The sequence below is a fragment of the Aquibacillus kalidii genome (assembly GCF_014280935.1).
Lineage (GTDB): Bacteria > Bacillota > Bacilli > Bacillales > Amphibacillaceae > Aquibacillus_D > Aquibacillus_D kalidii.
The window spans coordinates 107,074-122,616 of the sequence record NZ_JACLZI010000056.1 but is presented as its reverse complement, the minus strand read 5'-3'; the positions used below and the strand labels follow the sequence as shown (position 1 = coordinate 122,616).

General features: G+C 34.6%; 10 protein-coding genes. 8 read left to right on the top strand and 2 right to left on the bottom strand.

The features are described 5' to 3' along the window. Positions 1–76 precede the first annotated feature (76 nt). The 5 genes from pulA to H7K77_RS16330 all read left to right on the top strand — a co-directional run bounded on the left by pulA (position 77) and on the right by H7K77_RS16330 (position 11,849). The gene (pulA, locus tag H7K77_RS16350) at positions 77–7,129 is read left to right on the top strand and encodes a type I pullulanase (RefSeq protein ID WP_186579286.1); all 7,053 of its coding nucleotides are present in this window, start codon (positions 77–79) and stop codon (positions 7,127–7,129) included. 246 nt (positions 7,130–7,375) lie between these two features. Next, positions 7,376–8,797 (top strand): SpoVR family protein, encoded by a 1,422-nt coding sequence (locus tag H7K77_RS16345; RefSeq protein WP_186579284.1) that lies wholly within the window; start codon positions 7,376–7,378, stop codon positions 8,795–8,797. A gap of 699 nt (positions 8,798–9,496) precedes the next feature. After that, positions 9,497–10,822 carry a TrkH family potassium uptake protein gene (locus H7K77_RS16340; RefSeq protein WP_186579282.1) on the top strand — a complete coding sequence of 442 codons (1,326 nt, stop codon included), beginning with the start codon at positions 9,497–9,499 and terminating at the stop codon, positions 10,820–10,822. 149 nt (positions 10,823–10,971) lie between these two features. Next, a complete protein-coding gene (locus H7K77_RS16335) occupies positions 10,972–11,535 on the top strand; it encodes an MOSC domain-containing protein (protein ID WP_186579280.1) in 564 nt (187 codons plus the stop codon). Between the two features lie 110 nt (positions 11,536–11,645). Next, complete coding sequence (locus tag H7K77_RS16330) at positions 11,646–11,849, top strand: cold-shock protein (RefSeq protein ID WP_186579278.1); 204 nt, start codon at positions 11,646–11,648, stop codon at positions 11,847–11,849. 213 nt (positions 11,850–12,062) lie between these two features. On the opposite strand, the gene H7K77_RS21575 is transcribed toward H7K77_RS16330, so the two are convergent. After that, positions 12,063–12,194, bottom strand: coding sequence for a hypothetical protein (locus H7K77_RS21575; RefSeq protein WP_268911929.1), 132 nt, complete (start codon positions 12,192–12,194; stop codon positions 12,063–12,065). Positions 12,195–12,259: 65 nt separating this feature from the next. Beyond that, entirely contained in the window at positions 12,260–12,775 is a 516-nt protein-coding gene (locus H7K77_RS16325) for a CBO0543 family protein (protein ID WP_186579276.1), read from the bottom strand. Between the two features lie 272 nt (positions 12,776–13,047). Here H7K77_RS16325 and H7K77_RS16320 point away from each other — a divergent pair, with 272 nt between their 5' ends. The 3 genes from H7K77_RS16320 (at position 13,048) to H7K77_RS21570 (ending at position 15,492) form a co-directional block, all read left to right on the top strand. Further along, entirely contained in the window at positions 13,048–14,343 is a 1,296-nt protein-coding gene (locus tag H7K77_RS16320) for an ATP-binding protein (RefSeq protein ID WP_222599409.1), read from the top strand. Between the two features lie 418 nt (positions 14,344–14,761). Next, complete coding sequence (locus H7K77_RS16315; protein WP_186579272.1) at positions 14,762–15,364, top strand: DUF5317 domain-containing protein; 603 nt, start codon at positions 14,762–14,764, stop codon at positions 15,362–15,364. Then, entirely contained in the window at positions 15,361–15,492 is a 132-nt protein-coding gene (locus H7K77_RS21570) for a hypothetical protein (protein ID WP_268911928.1), read from the top strand. Before H7K77_RS16315 ends, H7K77_RS21570 begins: the two co-directional genes overlap by 4 nt. The last annotated feature ends 51 nt before the right edge of the window (positions 15,493–15,543 follow it).

Sequence of the window (15,543 nt, the reverse complement as noted above, 5' to 3'; positions counted from 1 at the left end):
AATTGTTTTTTTATTTACCACTAAATGCAAACGATTGCACTGATTAAACTATTATTACATAAAGGAGGCAGTTTATTTGAAACGGTCATATGCTAAAATGCTTTCATTACTTATGATTATAAGTTTAGTCTTCCAAATGCTTTCTGCTGCAATTCCAACAGGCATTGTTCATGCCGAAGAAGATACAGTAGGCAGTCCGGTAATTAATGAGGATGGAAGCGTAACGTTTAATTACGTTAGTAAGGGAGAGTCAGCTGTTTACCTAAATGGTGACTTTGTCCCTGATTGGGATGTAAATCAAGCGATAGAAATGGAACTAAAGGATGGGATTTTCACAACAACAGTTCCTGATTTAGCTCCGGGTGATTATCAGTATAAATTCATGCTGAATGATTTATCTTGGGAGGAATCAAGTGTAGATACGCTTAATGAGAATCAAGAAAACGGAAACTCTATTTTAACTATTCCAGGTACTTCTGATGAAGAGGTATCCATAACTAGTCCTATTGTCGATCAAAATGGAAATGTTACCTTTAATTATGATAGTCAAGGTGAAACAGCTGTTTATGTGGTCGGTAGTTTTAATAATTGGAACATAGACACGGCAGTTGAAATGGAACTAAAAAATGGTATATATTCAACGACAATTTCGGATTTAGCGAACGGTAGCTACGAGTATAAATTTGTTCAAAATAAAAGATCATGGGATGAATCTATAAAAGATCCTGCAAACCCAAATTCAAGCGGTGATAATTCTGTATTTACTGTTGAACGTTTGCAAAGTCCTATTATTAACGGAGATGGAAGCGTTACCTTTAACTATAAGCAATCAAAAGATGAGGAAGAGTCTGTCTATGTTATCGGTAGCTTAAATGGTTGGGATACAGCCAAAGCAGTTGAAATGACACTGAAAGATGGTGTGTTTTCTGCTACTGTATCGGGTTTAGAACCAGGTGAATATGAATATAAGTTTTTACGTAATGAAAGAGCTTGGAATGGTCAGGATATTATAGACCCCTTGAATCCAAATGAAAAAAATGGGAATTCAAGCTTTAGAATAAAATCATCAGAACCAGTTACGATTGAGTCAGCACTAATGGATTCTTTATCTGAAATTCTAGTAACAACTAATAAAGCAGTTCCGGAAGATGTAGAACTTTCGGTAATTGAAAAAGAGACCGGTACAGCATTAGATTTTAATGTAACAAGCATTGGAGACAAAAGTTACCGATTAACGTTAGCTGATGATGAATCAGTAGATATTAGAAAAATATATGAAGTTTCGGCTAATGATACGGAAGCAAAAACTATTGTAATGCGAAATGTTTTAAATGACGACAAATTTTTCTACAGTGGTGAAGATTTAGGTTATACGTATTCTCCAACTAAATCTACATTCAAGCTATGGGCACCAACTGCAACTAAAGTAAGTCTTGCATTATATGACGAGGCTAGTAGTTATGAGGGTGCGTTTGTAACAGACCACACTGGTGGAGAAGAAACCGTTATGAGTAGAGCAGATAATGGTGTATGGTCTTTGACAGCTGATGGAGATTTAAAAAATAAGTATTACATGTATAAAGTAGAGTTTGCTAATGGCGATGTAAACTATGCAGTAGATCCATACGCACGCTCAACCTCAGCAAATGGCCAAAGATCAGCAATTGTTGATCTAGATAGTACAGATCCAGCCGGTTTTGATCCAATGGACAAACCTACAGTAGTTTCACCATCAGATGCAATTATTTACGAGTTACATGTACGTGATTTCTCTATTGATGAAAATTCTGGTATGACAAACAAAGGGAAGTATTTAGCCTTTACTGAACAAGGAACAACAGGACCTAGTGGTGTGAAAACTGGTGTTGATTCCTTAAAAGAACTTGGTGTAAATTATGTTCATTTATTACCAACTTATGACTTTGGATCAGTTAATGAACTAACTGTGGAAGATCCAGAGTCGACAGATGCTAAGTATAATTGGGGATATGATCCAGTTAACTTTAATGTTCCTGAAGGTTCTTATTCAACTGACCCTACGGATCCAACAAGTAGAATTAAAGAATATAAGCAAATGGTACAAGCATTACATGACAATGGAATCAGAGTAATTGCCGACGTAGTTTATAACCATACGTATGAAAATGAAAGCACACAATTACCTGGAAGTGCTTCTTTTAACAAAATAGTACCAAATTATTATTACCGCTCAGATGATGCTGGCGTATTAACTAACGGTTCTGGAACAGGAAATGAAGTAGCATCTGAAAGACCAATGGTACGTAAATATATTAAAGACTCTGTAAATTATTGGGCTACTGAGTATGGTGTCGATGGTTTCCGTTTTGACTTAATGGGGCTGATTGACAAGCAAACAATGCAGGAGTTGACTAAAGAACTTAGAAACGAAGTAGACCCAAATGTATTAATTTATGGAGAACCGTGGACTGGTGGATCATCGGCACTTCCATCATCCATGCAACATGTTAAAGGTTCACAAAAAGATCAAGGATATGCAGTTTTTAATGATAACCTTCGTGGTGCGATTAAAGGTGATAGTGATGGTACAAGTACAGGATTTGCAACGGGTTCTGCCGATAAAGAAGCAGATATTGTTGCAGGAGTAAAAGGTGCTATAGACCAGTTCACCAATCGACCAGCAGAAAGTATTAACTATGTAACTGCACATGATAACTTGAATTTATGGGATAAGATTATGAGAGTTGCTGGTGAGGATAGTGGTCATGGAGAGGAAACTTATGATCCACACGAGGTTATCACAGAGGATAACCCATTAGATAATGAATATGTAAAACGTAGTATTCTTGCTAATGGTATTGTTTTAACTTCACAAGGTATTCCTTTCCTACATGCTGGTGAAGAAATACTTCGAAGTAAATATGGTGAACATAACAGCTATAAAAGTCCTGATAGTATTAACAAAATTCGATGGAATCTAAAAGCTAACTATCAATCAGTATTTGATTACTACAAAGGTTTAATAGAATTGAGAAAAGAGCATGCTGCCTTTAAAATGGATTCTGCTACTGAAGTTAATGAACGTTTAGAGGTATGGAAGCAAGAAGAAAATGTTGTTGCTTATCAGTTAAAAGATAATGCAAATAACGATACATGGAAAAATATTGTTGTAATCTATAACGCAAACGAAAGCGCTAAGGACATTACACTTCCGACAGCAGGACAATGGAACGTAGTTGTGGATGATCAAGCTGCTGGTACTGAAGTAATTAGAACAGTAGATGGCGGCACGGTTAACGTAGAGGGATTATCTATGATGGTTCTTTATGACCAATCAGAATCTGCTTATACTCCAGAGGCAAATTCTATCGAGGTTAACACAGACTCATTTGCTATTAACCCAGGAGAAGAAAAGGGTGTTACAGCTTATGTGAAAGACCAAAAAGGTCGCGTTATGCTTGGGGAAACGTTGACTTGGACATCTTCTAATCCTGAAGTTGCAGTAGTGAGTAACGGAAGAGTTACGGGTGTTTCAAAAGGAGATGCAACGATAACTGTTAAGTCTAGCTCGATTGAGACTGACATAAAAGTTACAGTTGATCAACTAGTACCAAATACTATCTTTATTTCCGGAAATGAATCTGTTTTTGAAACCTATTCCACTCAGTTAACGATGCTTGTAAAAGACCAATACAATCAAGTATTACTAGGTTCAAAGGTAACTTGGTTTTCAAGTGATTCTTCTATAGCAACAGTTAATAATTCAGGACAAGTTACTGGTGTTAAACCAGGTTCTGTAACAATAACGGCCAAATCAGGTGATGCAATCGCAACTTTCGATATGGTAGTAAAAGAAAATGTGAAGCGTTATGTACGTGTGAAATATGTTAGACCAGATGGTGACTTCACTGGTGACTTTGGTGAATGGAACCTGTGGGCATGGAACACAGGCGTGAAAAACGATCAAATAAACTTTGAATCATTTGACGGAGATACAGCTACAGCCAACATAGAAATCGCTCCAGAAACGGAATCGATTGGTTTCTTAATACGAAAAGGAACAAACTGGGATACAGCTAAAATTCCGCCAGATAGTGATGACCATAATGTACAAATAGATCCAGATGCTATTATTACAAAGGTAACCGTTGTTACTGGAGTTGCAGGATTTACGCAAGTACCACATGTAGAAGGTCCTGTTTTACAAAATGGAGAAGTTACGTTTTACTATCGTGATGAAGAGCTATTCAAAACAGATGAGATGGATACAATTGAGTCTGTGAAAGTAAAAGTAGATGGTAAAGAATACGAAATGGAATATAGCCAAGCTAATGAATACTTCTCTTACACGTTGTCAGAACTTGAAGAAGGTATACAAGCGTATACATTCTTGGTTACGAAAGACGGCAAGACAAGTGAAGTGACGGATCCATATAATACAAAAGATGGTAAGTCAGTGATTACTTACAATCGACCTGATATAACGATTGATGCATCTGTTTCGCAAAATGAGATTAGTGCAGGTCAATCTGCTGTACTAAGAGTTTCAAGCTCTACTGAAGAAGAAGTAGCTATTAAAGAAATTTCTGCTAACTTAACTGCTTTAGGTGGAAAAGATAAAATAGTGATTGATCAATCAGTAGGAGCAGTAAGCATTAGCGCCAGTGACACAGTAACCGCAGGGGAAAAGGAAATAGTCGTAACAGTAATAGATGAATATGGTAATAATCATAAGAAAACTGTCAAGATTACAGTGATTCCTAAGCAAACTGTAGGGGATGAGCTTAGCTTTGATTGGGATGAAGCCAGAATTTATTTTATGTTAACGGACAGATTTTCAGATGGTGATTTATCAAATAACGGTGGAGAAGATGGCGATCTATCTGAGTATGATCCTAACCACCCAGAAGCTTTTCATGGTGGTGATTTCCAAGGTATTATTAATAAATTGGACTACATTGATGACCTTGGTATTAATACAATTTGGATTACACCAGTCGTTGATAATATTGACTTTAACAAAGGGATAGATTTTGATACAACGGAAGGTCTTGCTCCAAAACAATATGGCTATCATGGCTATTGGGCTGAAGACTTTGAAAAATTAGATGCCCATCTAGGGGACATTAATAAGTTTAAAGAGTTAATTGAAAAGGCGCACGATAAGGGTATTAAAATCATGCTTGACGTAGTTGTAAACCATGCAGGTTACGGTATGAATGGCGAGTTTGAAGAAACTTGGAATGCTGATGCTGAAAACCTTCCAACAAAAGAGGAATTAGCAAACTTTGATGGTATGCTACGTACTGAAAAAGATAATATAGAAGGACATGAAATAAGAGGCGAACTAGATGGACTTCCTGATTTTAAAACAGAGGATCCTGAAGTACGTCAACAATTAGTGGAGTGGCAAACTGCATGGTTGAATAGGGCGAGAACTGATCGCGGTGATACGATTGATTTCTTCCGTATTGACACAGTAAAACATGTTGACGATGCAACCTGGCAAGCCCTAAAAAATGGATTAACAGAAATTGACCCTAAGTTTAAAATGATCGGTGAATATTGGGGTGCTAGTGTCAATAATGATGGTGGTTATTTAGGCACCGGACAAATGGACTCGCTATTAGACTTTGATTTTAAAGAAAAAGCGAAAGCATTCGTTGACGGTGATATCGACGGTGTTGAAACATACCTTCAAGAAAGAAACGGTAAACTAGATAATACTGCGACACTAGGACAATTCCTAAGCAGTCACGACCAAAATGGTTTCTTGACCGAATATGTTGGAGGAGATGTAGCTAAATTAAAGGTTGCTGCAGCCCTTCAGATTACAGCAAAAGGTCAACCGGTAATTTACTATGGTGAAGAGCTTGGTAGATCTGGAAAGTCAGACTGGGAAAAAGATGGAGAAACTATCTTGAACTTTGGTCAAAATCGTGCAGATATGCCTTGGGAATTGTATGGAAATCAAGATACCGAAGCAATGGCATTACACAATCACTATACAAAACTATTGAATATTCGCGCAGACTATTCAATAGTATTTTCTAAAGGTACACGTAGCAAAGTTGCAGGTAGTAACGAAGTAGGCTATACAGTATTTTCGAGAGAATATGATGGGGAAAGCGTCTATGTTGGCTTAAATACAAAAGATTCAATACAAAAAGCAACATTTAAAGTAGATTATCCTGCTAATACAATTGTTATAGATCAATATAGTGGAGTACAATATCAAGTTAGTTCAGATCAAGAAGTAACGGTTGAAATCCCTACTAATAGCAGCGGTGGGACATTAATCTTAGCGCTTGATCCTATTGTCCAACCAGAACCAGAGCAACCAGGAGAAGGTGGAGGAGAGACACCGACAACAAATCCAAACAATGGAAATGATGAAAAGACACCGACAACACCAACGACGTCTAAACCAGAGCAACCGAAGAAGGAACAAAATCCTGTGGTTGTTAAATCGAAAGTGAAAAATGGTAAAGCAACTGTTGATAATAAAGTGATTGAAAAAGTTAAAGAGGATACAGAATCAATTGTCATTGAGGTTGATGATAAGAAAGTTACAAATACAATCTTTACATTAACAAAAGAAAACATCGAACTATTGAAAGATAAAGGGATTGAAAGGGTTGTTTTATCTTCAAGAGGATTAGATACTAGCATTAGTATCCCGGTATCTCAACTTCCAGATGGTGCGGATGTTGAAGTAAAACGTCTAAAAGATTCAACAGATAAGCGGTTTGTAAGTGGTATCTATGATTTTACAATTAAAGTGGGGAATGCTACACTTCATCAATTCGATGAACCACTTCAACTAGAATTCAAAGTAGATCCAAAAACGGTTAATAATCCAGATAATTTGAAAGCTGTTTACTTTAATGAAAATACTGAGAAATGGGAAATCGTACCGGGGGCAACTTATGCAAACGGAGTCGTAACCGTTTCTACTGACCACTTAAGTATTTATTCTGTAGTAGAGGTTGAGAATGAAGAGGAAGTTGAAAACTTAGTTGCTCCATCAAATGATAAATATGAATTACCAGATACAGCAACTTCCATTTTTAATTGGATTATATTAGGATTGATATTAATCCTATTAGGTGGATCGGTATTTATCGGCCAGCGAAGAAAAAATGCTTAGTAAATTAAGGGGGATATCTCATTTAGGGGATATCCCCCTTTTATTTATACTCATGTCTCTACATTTCAGAATGAGAAATTCTTAAGTCACAATGTTAACTAGTATTATAGAGAAATCTTGATATAAAGTTAAAAAGCATCATTAGCTAATAGAAGTCGGGTATTTGGAGCTTATACACAGCTGTTTTTCATCAATGGATTATCACGAGCATATACTGTTTTAATACATCAAAAGGGGAGATCGTCTTTGAAACAAGCAGATCAAAAGAATTTGGAAAGAGCAATTACTGAGATCACTGAAATTGCTGAGGGATTTGGGCTTGATTTTTATCCGATGAGATATGAAATATGCCCACCTGAAATTATCTATACTTTTGGTGCCTATGGTATGCCATCTCGTTTTTCTCATTGGAGCTTTGGGAAGCAGTTTCATAAAATGAAATTACAGTATGATCTTGGACTTAGTAAAATCTATGAGTTAGTAATTAACTCTAATCCTTGTTATGCTTTTCTGCTGAATTCAAATAGTCTAATCCAAAATAAGCTAATTGTAGCCCATGTGCTTGCCCATTGTGACTTTTTTAAAAATAATGCCCGTTTTCAAAACACGAAACGAGATATGGTTGAAAGTATGTCAGCAACAGCTGATCGGATTGCAGCATATGAAAAAGAATATGGAATTCAAGAAGTAGAAACGTTTCTAGATGCTGTCTTAGCTATTCAAGAACATATTGATCCTACTTTATTAAAACCCCAATTGGAATGGGAAATTTCAGACGATTTTGAAGTTGAGGATGAACCTACTCCAAAACCCACTCAATATGATGACTTATGGCAGCTAGATGGGCCTAAGAAACAAATAAATGCGGCCCCAAAAAGGAAAAAGAAATCATTCCCTCCAAAACCAGAAAAGGACCTTTTATTGTTTATTGAAGAGCATAGCAAAAATCTTGAGGACTGGCAGCGAGATATTTTAACAATGATGCGTGCAGAGATGCTCTATTTCTGGCCACAGCTGGAAACGAAGATTATGAATGAAGGTTGGGCGTCCTACTGGCATCAGAGAATCCTTAGGGAAATGGACTTAACTAGTGATGAAGTAGTAGAATTTGCGAGCTTAAATGCAGGAGTTGTTCAACCTTCAAAGACACAAATTAACCCATATTACTTAGGAGTTAAAATGTTTGAAGATATAGAAGATAGATATAATAATCCAACTGAAGAAATGATTCAGTTTGGTGTTAAACCGGGTTCTGGACGGGAAAAAATATTTGAAGTTCGTGAAATAGAATCAGACATCTCATTCCTAAGAAATTACTTAACAAAAGACTTTGTGGATCGCGAGGATCTATATTTATTCGAAAAGCTGGGGAACGAGTATAAAGTGACGGACAAGAATTGGGAACATGTACGCGATCAGTTAATAACAATGCGATTTAACGGAGGATTTCCTTACATTACGGTACAAAATGGGGATTATTTCCATAATGGTGAATTATATTTAAAACATCATTATGAGGGAATAGAACTTGATCTTACTTATCTTGAAAAAACATTACCATATATTCATCAACTTTGGGGAAGAACGGTCCATATGGAAACGATGGTAGAGGAAAGACATTGCTTATTTACCTACGAAGGGAATAGAGTTATGAAAAAGTATTTATGATAAAAAAGCAATTGTGGATGTAGATATAGATCTAGATACACGAATTGGGAATTAGGATATAGAATTGGAGAAAGTTATATTGGGAAAGGTAATTATTATTAGATTCAACGCAGTACCAAGAAAGCAAAAAAATTAAGAAAATATTTAGCTTAACAAATAATACTAAGTAAAAGTGAATTCCTCCCAATAAGGTAATAAAGTTAAATTTTTATCTTATCAAATGGGAATCTTAATTGTCGTTTTAAATACAATTACCAATTTACAAATTATTCAGAAAACTATATAATGTACGTAGAATTATTGAAAGGGGAGAACAATCTTCTATAGTATGGTTGATAGTGGGAAGTCTATTTCCAAATTGTATCGGAAGATCATGACCTCAAATGAGATGAAAGCTTTTTTGATTTTAGAGAAATGCGATGAAAATGTGAAAGAAATGTTAATTGAGAAGTTACGAAACAATAATTCAATCCGAGCAAAAGATATGCTTAATAAACTACAAAATATATAATAAGATGACTGATCGCAACTATGAGTGATCAGTCCTTTTTTTGTACAAAAAATAAAAAATTCACCTTTCCCTTTTCAAGCATTGTGATAAAATAGTGAATTATTACATCATAAAAACTCACACTAAATCAAACACTAACGGGCGTAAAGATGTAATATCCCTATTATATGGAGTAGAAGGTGTAACCAATGAAATGGACAAAAAAAGTTGTGAATCTTAGTCCTCCCCAGTTTTTATTAAGCATTTTTGTAGTATTTATCTTTATTGGAACGGTATTACTAAAATTACCCATTTCGACAACGACCACAATTGGTTGGATGGATTCATTATTTACAGCAACTTCCGCCATGACAGTAACGGGGCTAATCGTGTTTGATACGGGCACAGTGTTCACCTTATTTGGACAAATTGTAATTTTAGCTCTCATCCAAATTGGTGGCTTAGGTATAATGACATTTGCAGTATTCATATTCCTAATCCTTGGAAGAAAGATAGGATTTAAGGAAAGGTTATTAGTATCACAAGCTCTCAACCAGACCTCCGTTGGTGGAATTGTTTCATTGGCAAAAAGGCTGTTTTTGTTTTCTGTCATACTAGAGACTATTGCGGCTGCTCTTTTATCGTTTCGGTGGGTACCAGTGTTTGGGTGGGGAGAGGGAATTTATGCAAGTATATTTCACTCTATCTCTGCATTTAATAATGCTGGTTTTTCAATTTGGCAAAATAACCTGATGGACTATGTTGGCGATCCTGTCGTAAATATCGTAATTACGTTATTATTTATCGTAGGTGGTTTAGGATTCACGGTAATTTTCGATATGTGGAAGAAAAAGGAGTTCCGTGACCTAAGTGTCCATACTAAACTGATGATACTTGGCACTTTCGTTATTAATGTGTTAGCAACAATCACCGTCTTCATATTGGAATATAATAACCAAAATACGATAAGTAACCTATCAAGCTTTGATAAACTACAGGCTTCTTATTTTCAAGCGGTAGCACCAAGAACAGCAGGTTTCAACACACTTGATATAGCCAGTTTAGAGGAATCCACTCTATTTTTCATTATATTATTAATGTTCATTGGGGCTGGAAGTGCTTCTACTGGCGGTGGGATAAAGTTAACTACATTCTTTGCATTAATTTTTGCTGTCTTTTCTTTTTTAAAAGAAAATGAGGAGATCGTTATTTTTAGAAGAGCTATTACGTTTTCCACGATTGTACGTTCATTAGCGATAACGATAATAGGGCTATCGTATATTTTCTTGGCAATTTTCATATTAAATATTACGGAAGATGCACCCTTTATTGAACTAGTATTTGAAACTGTATCGGCCTTTAGTACAGTTGGTTTATCGACAGGTGTAACGAGTCACTTAACCATGATAGGAAAAATAGTCATTATTTCTATTATGATGATAGGGAAAGTCGGACCATTAACCTTGGCTTTTTCTTTCTCACATCCAACTAAATCGAATATACGTTACCCTAAAGAAGACATTTTAACAGGCTGACAACTAAGAAGAGTAGAAACATTTCCTACTCTTCTTTTCTTTAATTCTTGAGATATTTTTTGTCAAAAAAGGTCTTCCGATAAAGCATATTTACCATTGTTAATCTGGTATACTATTCCATTATTAAGTACTGTTAAAAAGGAGTTAAAATGAAAAAATATAATGCTAATATAGAGGCTATATTAATTGCTGATAATCCAGATACTTTTGTAAGTAGGCGGATCCCACGAACACACATTACATTAGGTGGAATAGAAGGGGACCGTCATTTTGGAATAACGAGCTTAGCAGATTCTCGTCAGCCAATGTATCCCAGGGGAACAACTATCTTTAATCGAAGACAATTAACAATAACTTCTGTAGAAGAATGTATGGAGATGGCAGATTGCCTTGGAGTAGATTATATTGATCCGGAATGGTTAGGAGCTAATGTAATGGTCAGTGGCTTTCCAAATTTGACTAACCTTCCGATTGGTTCAAGAATGATACTACCAAGTGGTGCAGGCTTGTTATGCATGGGCGAGAACAAACCTTGTACATTACCTGGCGAACAAATTCAAGTACACTTTGATCAACCGAATTTAACAGCTAAATTTGTGAAAGCAGGCTTTAAAAGAAGGGGAATTGTATGTCTAGTCGAAGTGCCAGGTTTAATGGCAGTTGGTGATGAAATAAATATTTTAGAAAACGAATATGATAATCCTATGCAATAATAACAATAATAATTCACAAATTAAGTATATTTTGAAAAGTAATAGGTCATAATAGATGAGTATAATAAATTACAATTCTTTTAAATTGTAAAGTTTTAGGAGGCACAAAATTGGAACATGGAAAAGTAAAATGGTTTAATAATGAAAAAGGCTTTGGCTTCATTGAGCGTGAGGGCGGAGAAGACGTATTTGTACACTTTAGTGCAATCCAAGGTGAAGGATATAAATCGCTTGAAGAAGGTCAAGAAGTAACATTTGATATCGAAGAAGGTCAACGTGGACCTCAAGCTACAAACGTAAGTAGAGTAGGTTAAATAATAAAGGAGTAGGCTTATGCCTACTCCTTTATTATTTTATTGGCTGATATTGCATAACATCCAGTGTAAACGTCAACTATAATGGGTAATTTGCCGTTTTTCCTTATCACAAAGGTCGCACATAGAAATACAAAGTCTATTCAGACATAAACAAGTGATTTCTTATATCGAGTATAATTCTTAAGCCGATAACCGACGTTTTACGTTTGTTTATTTTTTCTTTTTCATATTGACTGTCCCATTTTGTGTCAGTGCATCTTCTTGTCTTTCATCTTTATCGGTGCCGTAATGGAAATTCGTTAGTTTACCTGTGTCTTTTGGTTGGTACGTTTTCTTTTTCACGCATGAACCCTCCCATCATATTCGATCTTGTTTATTATTTTTAAATCATAAAAAATTATACACGACTACCGGTCTTCTACTGGAAGATGTACAGGAACATCGAAATACCAAATGAAAAAAATCGCTAATGGGATTGAAATTATATAAGCCAATAAAGGTCTATGATAAAACAGTTTCATCATAGGAAACATAATACAATCAAACAATGCAGACCACCCTAAGTGCCAACCATATTGGTATTTGATATGGTCTGTTAAAGTTAATAGGTATTCCCCAACAATGAAAACAATTAACCAAAATGCATAATGTTTTACTACTTTGCTACGGCCCTTAGGGAAATTACCGATAAATAACAACGCACAGCCTGGAAAAATAATAAAGGTATAAATCATCTCGGTAAGTGTATGGTTAAACAGGAAATCCGGGTCTATCCTCCAAAGAAAATGGTTGGCCGTTAAAAAATTATATGTAAGATTTCCTATTGCAAAATATAACATTACCGAATGGTACTTTTCCCAGTGTTTCCAGTCCCCTTTAAGCCATACAGCAGAAATAACTAGGATAGAGATGAATACGTGCAATTAAATCATTCCTCGAGAAACAAAATATAGTGTATGAAAAGTATGTGTAATAAAGCGAATAATATGTTAACATTCCCAATCTTAATATTGAAAATGTAGTAGCAAAGAAATTATAAGTGAAATGATCAACCCTATATAGATAATTATTTTTAAAAGCATATCGTACTTAAAAATATGAATGAAAATAAAATTCAAGCGGCGATAATATTAACTTTTCATAATCTTTACCTATTGTTATAATTAACCAAAAGGCGAATTTTAATGTAAGTATGGTGAGAGAGGAAAATATTGTCATGCTAAATGAGAAAATTGAGGAATCAAATGTACATCACAACAGTCTGTCTACAGGAGGTCATATTTTATATATCTATAATGACCGTGAAAAGTACATAGAAAATGCGACTAATTTTATTTTCGAAGGGCTTATAAATAATGAAGGTGTCATTTATGTCGATCATAAAGTGTACATAGATCAAATAATCGACAAACTAAAGGATAAATCAGTAAGCGAGACAGAAATTCAAAATATATCTTTTGTTGAATCGGATTTATTTTATAGAAGTGGATTTCCTATGGAAAAGTCCTTGGAAGAATTAGCTAGTTTGGCGGATCCTTATTTAGAAAAAGGGAAAGTCCTCCGAGTTTGGGGTAATGTTAGAATCCAAGAGGTTTCGCAAGTGTTGTCTTATGAACAGAAGGCGGATAAGTTCATCAGAAATCTTCAAATTTACACCGTATGCGCATATGATGGTAATTTAATTTCAGCATCTTTAGTAATAGAGATGTTAAACTCTCATCCATATTTTATGACTGATTCTTTTCTTATACCCTCATACTTATATAATCATGATGAAAGTGACTCACCTTCCATCTCTAATCAAATTAACTTAGAAAAAGAAGCGGATAATTTTATGATGCGCTCGGAACAATTATCGTTTGCAGGTCAATTTGCTGCAGGAATTTGTCATGAAATAAGGAATCCGTTAACAACCATTAAAGGTTTCTTCCAACTCTTAAAGGATGATAATCATAATACGAAATATTATAAAGTGATAGAAAATGAACTCAACCGAATCCAACAAATTACGAGTGAGTTATTGCTTCTTGCAAAGCCTCACTCTGAACAAAGAGAGGTACATAACCTAGTAAACATTGTTAATGAAGTTGTTGTGCTATTGGAATCACAAGCAGTAATGAAAAGTATCCTTATAGAGAAAATGTTTATGTCTCAAGATTTAAACATTGTTTGTGATGATACAAAGGTTAAACAAGTTATTATTAATATGGTTAAAAATGCAATTGAAGTAATGAATGGTGGCAGAATTACAATTAAGGCAGCAAAAGTCTCTAATAATGTCATTTTGATGATAACCGATGAGGGTCCAGGAATTCCAAAAGAGCAACTTCATAAGATCGGTGAACCTTTCTATACAACTAAAAAAGACGGCACGGGACTTGGTTTAATCATATCCTTCAATATAATAAAAAGTCATGGTGGAACAGTAAAGATTCATAGTGAAGAGGGTAAAGGCACTACGTTTGAAATTATATTACCAACAGTTAATTAAAATCCTAAAATTTTAGGATTTTTTTGGTTCTTAAGTGCTGATCTATCTTATAAGTAAGGGTACTAATACAAAATGTGGTATCTCTAAAAGGATTTGTAGAGTATCTCAATTGACAAAAAAGAACAAAAGATAAAAAAATGTGATATTTTTTAAAAATTGGTTATATATTCCTAATAAGCAACTATTTTTGTAAAGAAGTCTTAGAAAAAGTATGGTATTATGTAAAATGTGTTTAAAAAAGATCAGTATTTCATATGAATAGTTTAAATTTATAGACCTATTTCCCTAATTATTACGTATTGGGAACATTATGGTAGATTTGATTTTTCCAGAAAATTCTACTATATTCTATGTAGAATGATAGACAACTTTGATGAATTTATATCAAATATTAACTAATTGGATGGGGAAATCAATTATGGTAGTCGATGGAATTGTATGGTCAGTTATTATTGGCTTTCTTCGAAAAGGTAACCTTAAGTGGTTACTTGATGAAAAACTGTTTAGGTGGGGTTGGATTTTTCCTGTCTTGTTAGTCCTACAATTTACTATCTTTTATTTACAAAATAATATTGACATAATTGGTCAAGCGAGTAATTATATATTTGTGATAGTTTATGTCATAGGTTTAATATTTTTATGGATGAACCGGGATCGAAAAGGAATTTCAGTTCTATTTTTAGGAGTTCTATTGAACTTTGTTGTTATGCTATTTAATGGAGGAAGAATGCCAGTTTCCGCAGAAGCTGCTTTGGTTTTAGATCCTTCGTATATAGATGCAATTAATAATGGACTATACGCGAAACATCAATTGTTAACTGATTCTACTAATCTAGGTTTTTTAGGAGATATCATTCCAATTACATCACCATATCCAAAAAGCCAAGTAATTAGTATTGGTGATGTAATAATGAATATAGGTATTTTTATTTTCATTCAAGATAAAATGATGGAATCGAAAAAGAAGTTAAATGATCCACCTTCTAAAGTAAATAAACTTGAAGGAGGTGAGATAGTATGAAGAAAAACAATAAAAAAAGTTTACTAGGAATCAAACTTACAGGTTTACTAATTAATGCTTTTATTATATATTCATTGGTTTCTAGTCTTACATCAGGCTTCAAAGCTGGGCCTGGAATTGGAAACTAAAGGGGGGAGAAGTTATTTCTCTCCTTTAATTTAATTTTGGAAGTGACTTAA